At 46.7% G+C, this 16,666-nt stretch carries 14 protein-coding genes; 6 read left to right on the top strand and 8 right to left on the bottom strand.

Annotated features, from left to right (window positions below; genetic code table 11):
* Positions 1-28: 28 nt before the first annotated feature.
* A complete protein-coding gene (locus tag QUB16_RS17220; protein ID WP_333317839.1) occupies positions 29-748 on the top strand; it encodes a Uma2 family endonuclease in 720 nt (239 codons plus the stop codon).
* A gap of 248 nt (positions 749-996) precedes the next feature.
* Positions 997-2,571: an FAD-dependent oxidoreductase gene (locus QUB16_RS17215; protein WP_333317838.1), complete on the top strand. Its 1,575-nt coding sequence runs from the start codon at positions 997-999 to the stop codon at positions 2,569-2,571.
* 166 nt (positions 2,572-2,737) lie between these two features.
* On the opposite strand, the gene QUB16_RS17210 is transcribed toward QUB16_RS17215, so the two are convergent.
* Entirely contained in the window at positions 2,738-4,870 is a 2,133-nt protein-coding gene (locus QUB16_RS17210; protein WP_333317836.1) for a pentapeptide repeat-containing protein, read from the bottom strand.
* 500 nt (positions 4,871-5,370) lie between these two features.
* Positions 5,371-5,673: a hypothetical protein gene (locus QUB16_RS17205; protein ID WP_333317834.1), complete on the bottom strand. Its 303-nt coding sequence runs from the start codon at positions 5,671-5,673 to the stop codon at positions 5,371-5,373.
* A gap of 97 nt (positions 5,674-5,770) precedes the next feature.
* Between QUB16_RS17205 and QUB16_RS17200 the strand changes: the two genes are divergently transcribed.
* Positions 5,771-6,220, top strand: a complete 450-nt coding sequence (locus tag QUB16_RS17200) for a hypothetical protein (RefSeq protein WP_333317832.1) — start codon at positions 5,771-5,773, stop codon at positions 6,218-6,220.
* A gap of 102 nt (positions 6,221-6,322) precedes the next feature.
* On the opposite strand, the gene QUB16_RS17195 is transcribed toward QUB16_RS17200, so the two are convergent.
* The 4 genes from QUB16_RS17195 to folK all read right to left on the bottom strand — a co-directional run bounded on the left by QUB16_RS17195 (position 6,323) and on the right by folK (position 9,904).
* Positions 6,323-6,970, bottom strand: coding sequence for a Uma2 family endonuclease (locus tag QUB16_RS17195; RefSeq protein WP_333317830.1), 648 nt, complete (start codon positions 6,968-6,970; stop codon positions 6,323-6,325).
* Between the two features lie 114 nt (positions 6,971-7,084).
* Complete coding sequence (locus tag QUB16_RS17190; RefSeq protein WP_333317873.1) at positions 7,085-8,536, bottom strand: FAD-binding domain-containing protein; 1,452 nt, start codon at positions 8,534-8,536, stop codon at positions 7,085-7,087.
* Positions 8,537-8,685: 149 nt separating this feature from the next.
* Positions 8,686-9,234: an NUDIX hydrolase gene (locus QUB16_RS17185; protein WP_333317871.1), complete on the bottom strand. Its 549-nt coding sequence runs from the start codon at positions 9,232-9,234 to the stop codon at positions 8,686-8,688.
* 181 nt (positions 9,235-9,415) lie between these two features.
* A complete protein-coding gene (gene folK, locus QUB16_RS17180) occupies positions 9,416-9,904 on the bottom strand; it encodes a 2-amino-4-hydroxy-6-hydroxymethyldihydropteridine diphosphokinase (protein ID WP_333317828.1) in 489 nt (162 codons plus the stop codon).
* 360 nt (positions 9,905-10,264) lie between these two features.
* Here folK and QUB16_RS17175 point away from each other — a divergent pair, with 360 nt between their 5' ends.
* Positions 10,265-10,732 (top strand): hypothetical protein, encoded by a 468-nt coding sequence (locus QUB16_RS17175; protein WP_333317826.1) that lies wholly within the window; start codon positions 10,265-10,267, stop codon positions 10,730-10,732.
* A 284-nt stretch (positions 10,733-11,016) separates the two neighbouring features.
* On the top strand, positions 11,017-13,365 hold the full coding sequence (locus QUB16_RS17170) for a PhoX family phosphatase (RefSeq protein WP_333317824.1): 2,349 nt from the start codon (positions 11,017-11,019) through the stop codon (positions 13,363-13,365).
* 335 nt (positions 13,366-13,700) lie between these two features.
* Here QUB16_RS17170 and QUB16_RS17165 read toward each other — a convergent pair whose 3' ends face one another.
* Both QUB16_RS17165 and larC read right to left on the bottom strand, forming a co-directional pair.
* A complete protein-coding gene (locus tag QUB16_RS17165; RefSeq protein WP_333317823.1) occupies positions 13,701-13,934 on the bottom strand; it encodes a Uma2 family endonuclease in 234 nt (77 codons plus the stop codon).
* 152 nt (positions 13,935-14,086) lie between these two features.
* Positions 14,087-15,541 (bottom strand): nickel pincer cofactor biosynthesis protein LarC, encoded by a 1,455-nt coding sequence (gene larC / locus QUB16_RS17160; protein WP_333317821.1) that lies wholly within the window; start codon positions 15,539-15,541, stop codon positions 14,087-14,089.
* 204 nt (positions 15,542-15,745) lie between these two features.
* Between larC and QUB16_RS17155 the strand changes: the two genes are divergently transcribed.
* Positions 15,746-16,411, top strand: a complete 666-nt coding sequence (locus QUB16_RS17155) for an L-threonylcarbamoyladenylate synthase (protein WP_333317869.1) — start codon at positions 15,746-15,748, stop codon at positions 16,409-16,411.
* Positions 16,412-16,666: the final 255 nt, after the last annotated feature.

The following is a 16,666-nucleotide window of genomic DNA, read 5'->3' as shown; positions in this document are numbered from 1 at the left end:
ATGTTAGTGAGTTTTGAGGAAAGCCGCCATGTTAGATTACAAATTTCCGAGGCACTGGCCCTCAGCCGATGAACTACCAGACTCAGATGAAACGCCTGTGGATAACGAACTGCAAGAACTAATACCAGGCTTGTTAAAAGCAATATTGCTCATACTTTGGGCAGATCGCATGGACTGGTTTTTTGGCATAGATATGGGTATTTATCATCACCCTGACGAACCGCCCATTGTCCCAGATGCTTTCTTAAGTTTAGGAGTAGAACGATTTTACGACGAAGAATTGCGTCCCAGTTACGTGCTGTGGGATGAAAATGTCATGCCACTTTTCGTGCTAGAAGTTGTTTCCCCAACTTATCGCAAGGAATACAGCACAAAATTAGACAATTATCAAGCTTTAGGCGTACTTTATTACGTCATTTATTCTTCCCGCCGCCGTCGTAAACCTCATTTGGAAGTACACAAGTTAGTCAATGGGAAGTACGAGTTACAGTCAGGAAATCCAGTTTGGATGCCTGAAATTGGTTTGGGGATTGGTTGTGAAAGGGGAAGTTATTCTGGGGTGACAAGGGAGTGGTTGTATTGGTATGATGCCGATGGAAAACGTTATCTGACTCCTGAAGAACAGGTGAAAGAATCAGCGCAGCGCGCCCAACAGGAATCGCAGCGCGCCGATCGACTGGCCCAACGTTCCGATCGACTAGCTCAGCGATTGCGGGAGTTGGGGATAGATCCTGATAATCTGGGCTGATGGCAATCAAGAGTACCAGACTGACGGACTCTGGACGCTCAGAAACCGGGTTTTTCAACGCCCGATCGATCGTCCTCAAAGGAGGATTTTCTGGAAAAAACCCGGTTTCTGCCTCCAGAAATGTGTGAATTTTATCGCAAAAATCAGGAAATATCTAGCTAGATTTGGGAAAAACAGAAAGTTGGACGGCAAACATTGAGATGCAGCTCGAAAACATGAAAATCAACAGAGGTTATTAAATAATGGTCATGAATCTGCGTTCTTACGATATCATCTGTTTTGGTGATGAAGTTCCAGGAGTTCTAGCTGTTATCTCTGCCTCCAGAGAATATCTTCGCCGAACAAAGCGTTATCCGCGAATTCTACTGATGTCGAAAGCAAGCTTGCAAGAAGGAATTGGCGGGCATTTGGTAAGAGGCGGTCTTGCTTATTTAGATAGAAGTCAGATTAGTGAAGAACTTCAACAATCTTTAAAGTTAGATACCTTTGGTTCACCAGCAACAATCTATAAAGAATTCTTACAAAAATCCGGTGTCACCGCAATTGCACTTGACCCCCGCAAAGCCAGTGCAGCCCTGAAAGAAATGCTGGTAAAAGCTGGGGCCGATCTCCTGAGCAAAGTAGAAATTAAATCAGTCAGTAAAGAAGGTCAAAAAATTGTCAGTATAACCACCTCTCAAGGCGTAGTTTATGCCGGCAAGCAATTTATTGATGCCACTGTCAATGCCGAATTAGCTCAAGCTGCCGGTGTGAGAAAGCTGAAGGGATTTGAAACATTTGGTCTGCCTAATTCAGAACTTCCAGTCACCCTCGTTTTTGAAACCCAAGGACTCAGTGCAAGAGCACTGAAAGAATTCGATTATATTTATCTAAAACGCTTTACCAACCTGGCCGATTCAGAGAGCCAAAAATTTTTGCTGTACGCTGCAGGCAAGGATGCCAAACTAGCAGAAGAACTCCGGCGGGAAATGAGGGACACTCAAGGCAATCTCAAAACTCTGTGGGCGGGTAACGATTACATCGACGTTCGCGCGCCGGCTCTGTCTGTAGCTTACCACTCCTTTAGAGGAAGAAAACTATCTTTTTCTGAAACAGGTGTAATTTTAGATGAGGGAAATATAGCAATACTTCCAAATGACAGACTTTCGTGGAATGCGCTTTTATTTGCAGTCACAGCCAGCGAAGCGGAAGCCTTAGCTAGAAGCGGGAGCAAACCCACGGCTAATATGCAAAGAGAGATGTTATTTATTACAACTTGGCTGAGGAGTTTGGGGGCTACTTCTGTTACTTATGCCTCAGAACTTTATATCAGACACGCCGGCAATGTGACAGGAGTTGTAGAACCTTTAACTGGCGCACAAATGCTGTTAGGTGGCGTACCAGCTAATGAGGCACTGGCAACATTTAGCTATCATTTTGATGTCCGCGGAGGCATCGCGGGTATTGGCGATAAAGCAACTCGTCTAGGATGGTTTAAAAGTCTGAGTTTTAAACAGCCTATCTTTAATGTTGGCATCCGCCACGCATTAATTAAAAACGTTCCTAACCTGGCAGTGGTCAGTCCCTGTTCTGGATTTGAAGGGTTGGCCTGTTCTGTCGGCAGAATTGTTGAATTCAACGCCGCAGTTGGTCAAGGTGTGGGTATCGCTGCGGTTAATGCCATTCTAAATAACAAAAATCTCGCCGATGTATCTAACCGAGAAGTGAGACAAGTTCTCGCCCAAACAGGCCAGTTACCTAGAATTTTTGGAGTTGCAAATAATGGTGATGGAATGCTGTTGGCGCAATTCGAGACTCTTGTCACTTCGGATGCTATTGCATAATCTCAATCCCGGTTGCACTCCTCATGATTATTGATTGTTGACTAAGCTGTTGTGGCATTTAAATTGTATGTCAAAAAATAATCAAACTTTTTTGGGGTGTCCCACCCGCCGTGAATATACAATTTAAATGCTCAACTGTATTAGCCTACTCGTTAACAACCAATCCTTACTTCTTCTGCGGGCAGTTCGGATGAAGGCCTCCCTGCAAACAAATGTAAGCAATTTGACTTTTATCTAAATTCTTAGCCTCCGCAAAATCAACTCCTAGGAATCTACCGGATTTACTACCAGTCGGATTTTGAATAAATTGATCCGAAGCTGCCTTCCCCAGAAACACAGCGCCTTTAAAATTCGCTCCCGCTAAATTGGCGCCCCTAAAATCAACCGAACTCACCTCCGCATTCCGAAAATTCGCATCTTGCAACCGAGCATCTTTGAAATTCACGTTGGCGAGTTTAGTCGAAGTCAAATCGGCATTTTGTAAGTTGGCGCCGCTCAAATCAGCACCGGATAAATCAGCGCCTTGCCATTCCGATTTAGACAAATTTGTCAAGGACAACTGAGCGCCTTGAGCCTTCACTTTTGCCAAACGTGCACCTGACAAATCCGCTCGCGACAAGTTCGCGCTTCCTATATCTGCCCCGGTAAAACTTGCATTTTTTAACAGTGCTTCCTGCAAATTTGCTCCAATTAAAATAGCACTGCTGAAATTAGCTGAATTCAAATTGCCGTTTGACAAATTAGCTTTGTTCATGACAGCGCGCACAAAAGTAGTGCGGTTCATTACAGCACTGTTCAAAGACGCCCCGGTCAAATTTACTCCTTCCAAATTAGCGCCGCTCAAGTCAGAAATCCAATCGTCAAAGGTAGCCGGACGCCTGTCTTCGCCGGTGCCGTAAAAGCGAGCTCCCTGCAAGCTGGCATTGGTTAAATTGGCATTTCTCAACTTAATTCCCGACAAGTCAACTTTGTTTAAAACTAAAGTAAACTGAGATGGGCCGGCAGGACTTTGAGCTAAATCCGTGCGGCTGAGATCGACACCGTTGAGCTGGCTGCTATACACTGTGAGAATTTTGCCGATCGCCCTTTGTACAGTTCGCTGGCGGGCGGCAGCTAACTCGCGTTCCGGGGCCTTGCCGCCAAACCGCAGGGAATCGAGGTCGTTGCTGAGGGCCTGGTTCAACCGCTGCAAGTCAGGCAAAGCTTTCGGGCCGCTACTGACTAAAGCTTGCTGGATCGCGTCCAACATGGCGCGGTTGTCTTCTTGAGCTAGCAAATCCGCTAGCAGGGGTACGGCGCGGGAGTCTTCCACCGCCCCCAAAGCCAAAATAGCCGATCGCCTGCCCGATGCCCCGCTAGCCGATGTGGGAGACAATTTGCTAACTAAAGCCACAAATAATTCGTCGTTCCGCTGCCGGGAATCCCGCAAATTTGCTTGACTTTGAGTGTAGATGAGAGTGCCGACAAACAAAGTTAAAATCAATCCCGCGCTGCCGACGGTAACTATCACTAAAGTTGTGCCTGGGTGTTGGCGCATCCAATTCCACAAACTGGCATTTGTTTTCAGCCCGCTTTGTGGAGTCACAACCAAAGCCGCAATCTGCGCGTCTTCCTCAGTCCAATCTGGACTCTTGACAGGATTGTCAGACAGTTGATTCGATCGAGCGTTGACGACCAAAGTATTCGCGAGGCGATCGTGTCCCGCTTGCCGTTTGTAGCGCCATGCAAAAGCGCCGTCTGCGAGCATTGCCAAGCCGCTGAGCCCCCCTAAAATTAGCAAATCAGGAAACGCACCAGTCAAGCGCCAAATGCCGTAAGCGACGCCCAGAGGCACTCCCCAGCGCCCCAAACTTTCGCGAATTAGCACTTGCCCAAAACCCGGAGGAGTGCCCGACGCTGTGACAACTTTGACGCCGAACCAGCGTTTGGGGAGAGTTTGACCGGTTCTGGCGAGCAAAAACAGTTGCCACCCCGCTAAAACTGCCGGTGCCAGCAGCGCCCCCGACCAGAATAGATTAGTTAGGGGTGCAACTCTGGGGCTGCGATCGCGCACGGGTATGCCCAAAGTACGGGCGACGGTTTCGGATGCTGCTGCTATGGAGGAATTGAGCGGCACGGTTTGAGATTCCTTGTTGACCAATGCCCCGATACTGAAGGGAACGAGGGCGCTGGCCGCAATTAACGAAATTTCCACTGCCCAAGCGCCGCACCTGCGAACCAGCAGTGGCATTTGCTTGGATTGTGTTTGCCAAGACGGATCGGGTTGATTGATGCCGCTGGGCGCGGTGGGGTTAGCCATATTTATAATTTCCTATTGTTAGTCGTTAGTTGGAGGAATCAGGAGATATTGCCAATTTATCAGAAATTTGGGTTTAAAACCCCGTCCTTGGCTTGACGGCTTTCTATTGGATGAGCGTGAATTTACGCTTGGCAAAGCAACCCCAAACCAGGTTATAATTAAGTTGTCAGGGTGAAACTCCATTGCCATCGTGAAACAGTTGAGACACACTTTCAGGCATAAATTTAGGGGCAAAGAGCGGCGAAAACTCGCTATACAGCTAGGGATAAAAAAAATAATATCCCAATACCAGAGAACCAAATACTTTGTTGACTACTGAAGTAAGGCGGGGCACGCCTGAACTCTAGGTTCATATCCTAGTACGCTTGGGGAGATAGACCCTCTGGGATTAACTAAGTTAAGCTCGTCAATTGGTGGTATTCCACGGTTGAAAGGTTTAAGTATTGCCGTAAGGATAGTGAGTAGTAAGGTCAGTCGTGGAGCCAAGAATCACCTCGCCTTTAGGACGGTCGGTGAGTGTCAAACGCTATGTAGATTAGCACTCCGAGAACGGCAAGAGTCATCAGGGCGGAAATTAGCTTTACGATGCTATTGAAGACTGTCAGGACAATTATCGCTGCCAAGGCAAAGGCTGCCACCTGCCCCGGTTTGGGGAGTCTTTGAAACTTGTCCAGTAATTGATTGTAGAAGGTTCCGACGGCTTGATACCTGTCTGAATTTTGTGTGATGAGTGGCGATCGTTCTACTTTAGCTTTTAGTTCTCCGATCGCTTGCTGCCAATTGAAGTTATTTTGAGGATTCATAAAAAAATTCGGAAGTTAGTTTAGATTAAGGTGTTTGGAACCGCCATTATCCCCTACCGTCAAAGAACTAGAACCAAATGCCATTGTGTGAGGAAACATGAAGATCAATTATCCGGGCGATCGTGGCAAACTGTGGTTTAGCTCGATCGTGACCCTAGCCTTGGCAATGATTTTAGCGGATGCCGGTGCCCTTCGGAGCCAACCGCTACAAATTGCTCCGGGATTTCCCGAACCGCTGGGAGTTTCTGGAGTTTCCGGCGGCCCGAACAATAGCGGCGACTGTGGTTTTGTGTCCCAAGGGCCGAACCACGTCATCGAAGTAACGCAGGATTTGCCTTACTGGCGGATTGCAGTACAAACCGCTGGAGCTCCGAGTTTGATGATTCAGGGGCCGAGGGGGCGTTTCTGCGTTCTGCCGGCGAATGCTGCTGCGGGGAATGTAGAATTTTCCGGTTATGGGGACAAGGGGACTTATGTTATTTTTGTGGGCGATCGAGCTCAAGGTCAACACCCTTACTCTCTCTCTATTTCCCAAAAGCGAAATTAAAAATACAACGGAATTAGGACGCTTGCTGTGAGAAAATTGCTTTTTGGCGAGCGTAAATAAGCCGGAGTTCTAACAGCAAGTGCGGGGAATAGGGATTTCATATCAATTTTGTATTTGGTCTTTAACCCACTTGCGAAACAATCTGAGAGTTTGACTCGTACCCACTGTTTGGCTTTGTTCGCAATATTGAGAAATAGCTTCAATAATTGGCAGATTGGGAAAGATCGGACTAATTTCAGATTCAACATATTTCCCATCTTGAAGCACATTAATCAGAAGCTTTTTATTTTCATAGCGCCAGATTTCAGGTACTCCCAAAGCTTCGTAAGCATCGAGTTGAGTTTTGGAAGTTATATCGACTTCAATTGCTAAGTCAGGCGGCGGATCGACAGTTAAGTCGATCCGCTTTTTACCAATCATTAGAGCGTGATTCTGAATGTAAAAGCAGTTGTCAGGTTCAATTCCTTGTAACATACTTTTTCGTTTAAAAGTCGTCGAACCAAAACATTCTCGATCAATTTCAAGTTCTTCGAGTAATATTTTCACCATATCGCCAATGATTTCCTTATTGAATTCATGTTCTGGTAGTGGCATCCTAATCTCCAAAGTTCCTTGACTGTAAGCTATTCTAGAGCCACGGTGTTCTCCCAATTCTTCTAAAATTGCTTCAAATTCCTGCCAGTTGACATCATTAAACAGCACTCTATGTCCTGGGGGTACACTGATTTGCCTTAATTGCAGCGTTACCATTTGAATCTCCGATTTCTTTAAGTTTATTATAACTGATACAATCTTTTAAGTTGAGAGGTGTACAGCGCCCCTTCAACTTAATTTACTGGTAACTATCGCCCAAAATCGAGCTGTCTAATCGGCGTTTTTTTGCTCCTTGAAAAGTTCTTTAAACTTGCGCTGCTGCTCGTTGTGATCTACGATCGGAGAGGGATAATGAAGAAGTCGGCGTTCTAAAGGCGAAATATTTCCTGTTAGCAAAACTTTAGTATCAACGCGGCGCAATTCTGGAACCCAGTGCCGAATATATTCCCCTTCCGGGTCGAATTTCTGAGCTTGACTCGCCGGATTAAATATTCGCAAAGGTTTCGGGTCCATACCGCTTGATGCGCTCCACTGCCAGCCGCCGTTATTAGCAGAAATGTCGGCATCTATCAATTTTTGCATGAAGTATTTTTCACCCCACTGCCAGTTAATAATTAAATCTTTGGTGAGGAAACTGGCGACTATCATGCGGCAGCGATTGTGCATCCAAGCTGTCTGATTTAACTGCCGCATTGCTGCATCGATAATAGGATAGCCTGTTTTGCCTTTACACCAAGCTTGAAAGAGCTTTTCATCGTTCTCCCAAGGAAAGTCTTTGAATGCTTGACGGTAGGGGCCGTCTGCTAATTCTGGGAAGTTATACATGGCGTGTTGGTAAAATTCCCGCCACGCTATTTCCTGTTGCCAAGTACGGATGCTTGTAGACGCTTCTTCGCTGCGGCAAGTGTCCATTACTATCTGGGTAGCTTGCCAAACAGTGCGGATGCCAATTGCACCAAATTTGAGGGCTGCGCTGAGTTGGGATGTGCCGTTAATGGCGGGGAAATTGCGCTGTTCTTGATATTGGTAAATTGCCCGATCGCAAAATTCTTCTAATTTTTGTTGCGCTGCATCTTCTCCTGGTTCTATTACTAATGGGTTTTCCCAAATAAATCCCAAACTAGAGGCTGTTGGCACTGTTTCCATTGCACCTGCTTGGTTGGCGATTGCTTGTTCTTCGGCGGTTAATCCGGTCATTAATTCCAGATAAGTTATCGGCAGTGTCTCTACTGGTTGGGCTTTGGGTTTACTGTTCCATTTTTTCCAAAATGGTGTATAAACTGTGTAGGGAGTCCCTGTACCGCTGCGAATTTCATCTGGGGCGTGCAGGAGTTGATCCCAGAAATTTTGAACTTGAATTCCTGCTTGTTGGAGGGCGTTTGATACAGACAGATCGCGCTGTTTGGCGTAGGGTTCTACATCCCAGTTCCAAAATACTGCTTGAGCATTTATAGCTGTTGCTAATCTCGGTATTCCTAGGATCGGGTCATCTTGAATTATCAGCAATTGGCTGCCTGCTTCCCTGTAACGCGAGGAGAGTTTTTGCAAGCAGCCGATCATGTATGTGACTCTAGCTGGCGCTACGTCATCCCGATTTATGATATTGCGATCGAGACAAAAAATTCCGACTACTTTCGGGCTTTGCTGGCGCGCTGCTGCCAGTCCGATGTTGTCAGAAATACGCAAGTCGCGGCGGTGCCAAAATAAAATTAGATTGGATATATCGGACATTCGATTTTAGATTTTAGATTTTAGATTTTACATTTTACAGTCCTGGACACACGCGGGTTCAAAAACCCGGTTTCTAAGTTAAGATTTATCGGTTTGACGCACGATTTTTATCAGAAACCGGGTTTTTCCCTCAGTCCTATTTAAGTCAAAAATGGACGGGCTAAGAAAAAGCTAGAAATTGATTTTGAATCAATGGGTTCCCCAGCTAAAATAGCTTTTTCTAATTCTTCAGGGGTGAATAAAACTGTCTCCATGTCTTCGTCATCGTCTTGTGCTGGCGGCTTTTCCAGTTTTTCCAAATCTTGGGCTAAGAAAGCATAAATGATTTCGTCGGAATAACCGGGGGCGAGAAAAAATTGCCCTAATTTCTGCCATTTTCCGGCGCGATATCCGGTTTCTTCTTCGATTTCGCGTTTGATAGTTTCGGCAGGGCTTTCATTGATTTCTACCGTACCAGCGGGAAATTCTAAAATTCGCCCTTTTGTGGCAAAGCGATATTGGCGTACCAAGACGAGTTTACCTTCGGGTGTGACGGGAACTGCAAGTGCTCCGCCTGGGTGGCGAATACATTCCCACTCGCCTTCGGAACCGTTGGGAAGACGGAGGGTGGCTACGTCAAAGTTGAATTTGCGCCCTTGGTAAAATAGGCGTTGTTTGAGGAGTTGGGGTAGTTCTTGACCGATCGACATAAGCGACAAGCGAATAATGTTAGGGTGCACCGATTTAAGACATCATAGGCGATCTAATACGATTTTAGATTTTAGATTTTAGATTTTAGATTTGGAATGACTGATGACTATCACAGTTGGCAGCTTAGCTACGGTTGCATTTTTTTTGAAACTGGTACGATCCGTGAATTGTACTCACTTTTTACAGTTGCAATTTTTGCACTCCGGAACAATCTGCGGTTTGCAGGAGTTGGGCGATCGCACTTTTCGTCACCGGATGCACCCAATCCGGGGCAATTTCTGCTAAAGGTACTAATACAAAAGCTCTTTCGGTCATCCGGGGATGAGGTAGAGTCAGTGTCGGAGTTTCTAGGATTAAATTGTCGTACAGCAGCAAATCTAGGTCGAGGGTTCTCGGCCCCCATTTTTCTCGGCGAATTCGATTAAATTTTATTTCAATTTCTAATAAAGCTGCTAGCAATTGTTCGGGTTCTAGTGCAACTTCTAGGATGGCACAGGCGTTGATGTAATCGGGTTGCGGCGGCCCGACGGGGGCGGTTTGATACCAGCTTGAGTGAGATTTTACTGCTATTCCTGGGGTGTTGTTGAGGGTTACGATCGCGTTAGAGAGTGTGGCGAGGGAGTCGCCTAAGTTGCTACCGAGGGCGATCGCACATTTTGTTAGTTTCATAAAGAGGGAAGAAGGAAGGCACGACACGGATTTTGACACGGATACACGGATTAATTATCGAGGGTTCCTTCTGATGTTGAAGGAAGAAGGAAGAAGATTAACGCGGGGGTTGGTTTATCGACATCCTTTGCTGCTGACAAGTATTTCGAGTAAAACTGAGATATTGCACCATTATCAATAACCATTCTAGGGGCGGGCAGGATGCCCACTCCACAAGAAAAAGCACTTGTTGTGGAACAGGCCGGAAAGCCTGTTAAGCGGAAATATGGTGACACAAAATATTATTTTAATTTAAGCTTAACAGTATGTTAAATTTTATTAACTATCATTGACAAGTGTTAGTATTTAGTTTCAAAGATAATGAATTTGTACCTACGCTTATTGTCGGCCGTCATTCTAGCAATTATCAGTTTAACAGCAAGTATATCGATAGCTTTGGCTGAAACCAAAGAGCGCTACCTTACCCTAGATTCGGACGGCAGTCAATCTTTTGCGAGTTTAGTGCAGCAGGCGGAAGATTTAGCGAAAGAGTCGATCGCCCGCGAGTTTCAAGAAAATCCGGCATTAACAGAAGTTACAGTCATCATTACAGCCGATCGCAGCCGACAAAGAGTTCCAGTTTTGCGATCGAGAGTCACCCGCCGCGACTGGCAAAAAGATGCGAGAATCGAACAGTGGACTAGATATTTTGCCGATGCTCAGTTGCTGCTGGGATTCAGAGACGGCAATATTTCGTCCGCCAATTCTGGGTTTTCGCAAGTGATTAATGTACCTGCACCTAGTCGATCGACATCCCGAGAAAATGATCCGGGTTTTCGAGATGATTGAAATATTGGTAATGGGGCATGGGCCAAACAGGGCATCGGGCATTGGTAACAAATAACAAATAACCAACAGCACGACAGGGAAATCACGGATACACGGATAGATGTTTTTTCCTTAATCTCTCTCTATATTCCCAATTACCAATTGCCACTTACAATATTTAACTTGTTGTTAACCTAAATATCTCCCACTTTTAATTAACCTTCAGGTAAACTTCCCTTAATTGAAAAGTGATAGAGTTTCATACGGAATCATCAGATTAGAGATGTTGGTTTGAAAAGGAATTTATGTCTAAAATAACTCGCCGACAACTGCTAATTTTCTTCGGCAGCAGTGCGGCTACCACTGTGCTTGCTCCTGGGCTAACTCAAAAACTGTTCAGCATCAATTCCAGCGCTGCTGAAGCTGTAGTTCCGACATCTTTCACTCCTGTAAGACTTCCCCACCCGCTGCCGATTTATCGAGAACTGCCCAGTTTCATGGCGATGGCGCCGGGGGGACAGGGAACCGTGATGGCTGCCTCACAGGATACTAAATTAACGAGTTACAGCATTGTTGACGATGTGGTTGTGCCGCCGGAATACGAACGTTATGTGATTGTCCGCTGGGGCGATCGAGTTTTCCCCAATCCGGCAGACTATTTCGGCTACAACTCCGACTACACCGGCTTTGTAGGCATTCGCGGCAGCAATGACGACGGTTATCTCTGGGTTAACCACGAGTACGTATCCTTCCCGATGTCGAAAGTGGCACCCGATACCCCGTCAGATCTGGCACCATTTCCATCCGCCGATCGCGCCGTCCTCGGTATAGACTTATCGGTAAAGAATCGGGATACCCTTGGCGAATTCCTGTACAATCTCGGTGGTTCGATCGTCCGCATCACCAAACAGTCTAACGGTAGATTTCAGGCGATCGCCCGCGACCCCCTCAACCGCCGCATTCACGGACTTTCCGGCCTCGGAATCAACAGCCAGCGTTCCGACAAATACAAAGATGTCACCTCCTGGGGAACCAGACAAGGGGATAACGAGTACCTCACGGGCACTGGCCCTGCAGCTACCCAAGTCTTCGCGCAAGTCAACACCGACGGACTCGGCAACCGGATCATCGGTACAGCCTACAACTGTTCCGGCGGCACAAGCCCGTGGGGAACAATCCTCTCCGCCGAAGAAAATTTCCAAGGTAGCGAAGCATTTTTCGTCGGAGTTCAGGAAAATGTCAAACCCAACGGCGCCCAAACCAGCTACGCCAAGGGCACTATCGGTGAGGAATTCGGCTTAGTCGGCGAAAAATACGGCTGGATGGTAGAAGTCGATCCCCTAGATCCGAGTTTCCGCCCCCGCAAACACACTTGGTTGGGCCGTTTCCGCCACGAAAACGTCGCGATTCGCGCCGAAGCCGGCCGCAGATTAGTAGTGTACATGGGGGACGATCGGCGCGGCGGACACACCTGGAAATTTGTCAGCAACGGCACTGTCACAAATCCAGCAGATAAAACCAACAGCCGGTTATTTGAAGACGGCGTTTTGTACGTCGCCCAATACAACCGCAACGGTGCGGGAAGGTGGCTGCCGCTAACATTAAATACCCAAACCAATCCGTTGCGTCCTTCTAAAGTTGGCGAGGCGGAATTAGCAAGTTTTGGCAAAGCTCAAAGAGATGCCGCTACTCGCTTGCCCAAACGCGCCGGAATTGCCGGTCAAACCGAAGACGGCGGTTCTTTTGTAGTAGATACAACCAATGAAGCAACAGCACTTCCGGGCTACCAAAATAAAACTCTGGCTAATTTCTACAGCAGCCAAGGTGCGGTTTTAGTTGATGCTTTCTTAGCTGCTAATTTGATTGGTGGCACTCCGACGGCGCGGCCGGAAGATTTGGAAGTTAATCCTACTACTAAGGAAGTTTTCATTGCTTATACTGACGGCGCACCCGGAAGCGACGGCTATCCAGATTCTCGCATTTTTAATGTTGCTAAATACGGTAGCGCAGTCAACAGCAATCAGCAGTCGGGAGGACTTTACAAAATAATTGAAGACAGTCCCGACGGTGCGGGTTTGACGTTCCGCTGGCAGCGTTTGGCTCAGGGTGGAGAAGCCGGTGCGGTAGATGGGGCGGGATTTGCTAATGTAGACAATTTGGCTTTTGACCCTCAAGGCAATGTTTGGGGCGTGACTGATATGTCTACGAGCACGCACAACGGTTTTGATGTGGGTGCGAGTGGAAAGCCAACGACGATCGACCATAAAAAGACGGGAAATGTGTCAGATTTTACTGGAGTTTTCGGCAACAATTGGCTGTTTTATATTCCCACTTCCGGCCCGAATGCAGGAACAGTAATTCCGTTTGCTTACGGCCCGAATCGGTGCGAAATGACAGGGCCGACTTTTGTGGGAGATACGCTGTTGCTTGCGGTGCAGCATCCTGGGGAAGATTGCCCGATCGATGACGGTACTGTACTGAGTCGGCAAATTGAAATGTTGGATTTGAACGGTGCTGTTTTCAATCAGACTCGGAGTGTGTCTCGCGGCAGTTTGTGGCCGAGCAATATCTCGAATGATTCGCGCAGATCGCCGATGCCGTCGGTGATTGGAATTCGTCGGGTGCGATCGACTCCAACGGGTCAGTTTGTTTAAATCTCACATCTTACACCATTCTCAAGAACAGGCAAGATGCCTGTTCCACAAGAAAATTCACTCTTTGTGGAACAGGCATCTTGCCTGTCCATAAAAAGTTTATTGAGAAGAGTGCAACATCTCAGTTTAAATTGGACTTACGCATCGGGGCTCAGAAACCGGGTTTTTTACGAATCTGGAGTAAGATTAAATGAACCGCGAGGCACGCAGAAGCGAAGAAAGAGAAAGAATAAGATACTGTTTTTTCTTCGCGCTCTTCGTGTCTTCGCGGTTCGTTCAAATAATAAAAAAACTCCCTAGGCTAATTAATATCAAATTCCTTATAAACCGAATTTTTAAGAAAATTGTACTTGGCGATATAAATCGGCGATCGCAATTTCTAGATTCACCGATTCAAGTTGCAAGGAATCGCCCCAACCATACTCGGAGAGAACCCATTGCCCTTGTGGATTCCGCCGAAATATTTCTACTCGTGGCTGTTCAAATTGCACCAAGACATACTCTTGTAGTGTTGAAAATTGGCGGTATTTAGCAAATAAGGGCGATCGTTGAACAAGACGATCGCTCAAAAATGCCCGCTTTCGAGGAATTGCAACAACAAATTTTACCAAGCCGCAGGCTTTAGTTATTTGTTATTTGTTATTGGTTGAATTAAATTCTTGTGGAACAGGCATCTTGCCTGTTCATAAAAATGGTGCAAGATGTAAGTCACTGTAATTGATTAAGTGCGATCGTACCAACTTTGCAGCGCCAAGCGGTGAACTTCGCGCCAACTAATATTTTTAAGTCGGGCCATTTCCGCGCAATCTTCGTATTCCGGCTGTACATTAACAATCGTTTCTCCAGACTTCGCAACTTTGATCTTGACTTCGCCGTATTCTGTTTTAACTGTCTGGATTTCTCGGTGTAAAATAGTTCTTTGTTGAGTCGATCGCCTAATTCCCAAAGTAGTAGTCTCGCGAAAGATCACAGCTTCGCAAGCATCCTCAAATTCTGGATGACAAATCGCAGTTAACAAAACCCCAAGCCGCGACTTTTTCATCACAATTGGGGCAGTAAAAACATCCAGAGCTCCGGCGGCAAACAAAGCATCAAAAACATAGCCGATCGCCTGCGGACTCAAATCATCAATTTGCGTTTCCAATACCGTAATAGTTTCTAGGGAATTGGGAATTGGGAATGGGGAATTGGGAATTGGGAATTGGGAATTGGGCATCGGGAATTGGGAATGACTACCCGTCTTTCCTCCACTCTCCCCCTCTCCCACTCTCCCACTCTCCCCCTCTCCCACTCTCCCCCTCTCCCCCTCTCCCTTCTCCCCAATCCAGAGGCGCAAAATATTAGGAATTGCCAGCATTCGAGAACCTGCACCCAAACCAATGGCCTGAATTTGCATCGACGGTGGCGGGCCGAAACCAGCGGCGAGAGTACAGGCGATCGCAGTTCCCGTAGGAGTGCACAATTCGCGATCGATGCCATTGCTATAAACCGGCACTCGGTGCGTTTCCCACAACCGCATCACCGCCGGCGTCGGCACCGCTAATCGGCCGTGTGCAGCCTTCACCGTACCGCCACCAGTCGGCATCGCCGAAAAGTAAAACTCCTGAATATCCAACCAATCCAAACCCAAACAAGTACCGACAATATCAATAATTGCATCCGTCGCCCCCACCTCGTGAAAGTGAACCTCGCTGGCGGGGATACCGTGTACGGTACCTTCTGCCTCTGCTAATTTGCCAAATACGGCCAAACTCCAAGCTTCCACGCGCGGAGGCAAATTTGCAGAGACGATGATTTGCTCAATTTGGGGTAAATTGCGGTGATGACTGTGGCTAATTTCGGCATCTGCTTCGCCGTGACTGTGAGAATGTTCTTCCCCGTGATGATGGTGATGGCGGGCGTCGAAAGTCGGGGATTCCGTTTCCGAGGGATCGATTTCGGTACCGGGATTTTCTGGTTTTAACGACAAATCTGCAGCTAAATCGACATAAAATTTAGTTGCTTGTTGAGTATTCCGGTGGACTAATTCCGTCCGCAACTGGTACTCTGTCGAAATACCGAGCAAATTGAGTTTTTCGATTAGGTATTCTAAAGGAACGCCGGCGTGGATGAGAGCTCCGATGCACATATCGCCAGCAATGCCGGTTGGACAGTCAAAATAAGCTATTTTATTCATTGTTAACAATTAATTTTTAGCATTGATTGTTTCATCTTACGCCTTGCACCATTGTCAATAAGTCTTGGACGGGCGGGCAGGATGCCCACCCCACAAGAAAATTTACTCTTTGTGGAACAGGCATCTTGCCTGTTCTTGACAATGCTGCAAGATATCGGTTTCACTCTATATTTCGATCGCCCACTTAGCCTGCAATATCTTAACATGGCAACTATTTACGAAGTGCATCCAGTTGCACCCCAAAGAGACCGGATCGAGAAAATTCAAAAAGCTCTGAAAGATGGGGCAGTGATGCTTTATCCGACAGATACAGTTTACGCGATCGGCTGCGATATCAACTCCAAGTCTGCAGTAGAACGAGTCCGCCAGATCAAGCAACTATCCAATGATAAGCCTTTAACGTTCCTGTGTTCCTCTCTCTCAAATATCACCGACTATGCTGCAGTCAGCGATGAAGCATACAGAATTATCAAGCGGTTAATACCGGGGCCTTATACATTTCTGCTGCCAGCTACCAAGTTAGTGCCGCGGTTGGTAATGAACCCAAAACGGAAAACTACTGGAATTCGCGTGCCCGACCAGCGGCTTTGTTTTACACTGTTGGAAGCCTTGGGAAATCCAATTATTTCAACATCCGCTCACATTACCACGGATGATGAAGGTGCAGCACCCGTGCCAGCAGGAAAAGCAGAAAGTTTTGGCCAAGCTGAACTTTTTGACTGTTTTTCAAAGTTAGTAGATGTCATTGTCGATGACGGTTCCGATCCGGGATATCAAGTTTCTACTATTCTAGATTTGACAGCAAGCGAACCGATTGTTGTTCGCCGTGGTTTGGGTGCGGAAGCTGTCGCCGTTTGGGAAAAAGATTAAAATTTGAGGATGCTTTCGCTTCTCCAACAGTCCGCCGGGGGTTCAAAACCCCCGTCGAGAGAGCGAAAGTCCTCTCAAAGAGGACTGTTAAATATAGCGGTTATAAGCTGTCACGCATTTAAATTGCATATTCAGGGCGGGCTCTTAGGCCCAACCCCTACTCCCCACAAGACTTAGATTATTTTTTGACATTCAATTTAAATGCACAACAGCTTACCAATTTTTTATGAGGTTGCATAGAATCCGATCCCCCCT

It is taken from the genome of Microcoleus sp. D3_18a_C4 (genome assembly GCF_036702415.1).
GTDB lineage: Bacteria > Cyanobacteriota > Cyanobacteriia > Cyanobacteriales > Microcoleaceae > Microcoleus.
Note: the sequence above shows the minus strand (reverse complement) of the source record. Positions and strands in the feature narration are given on the sequence as shown.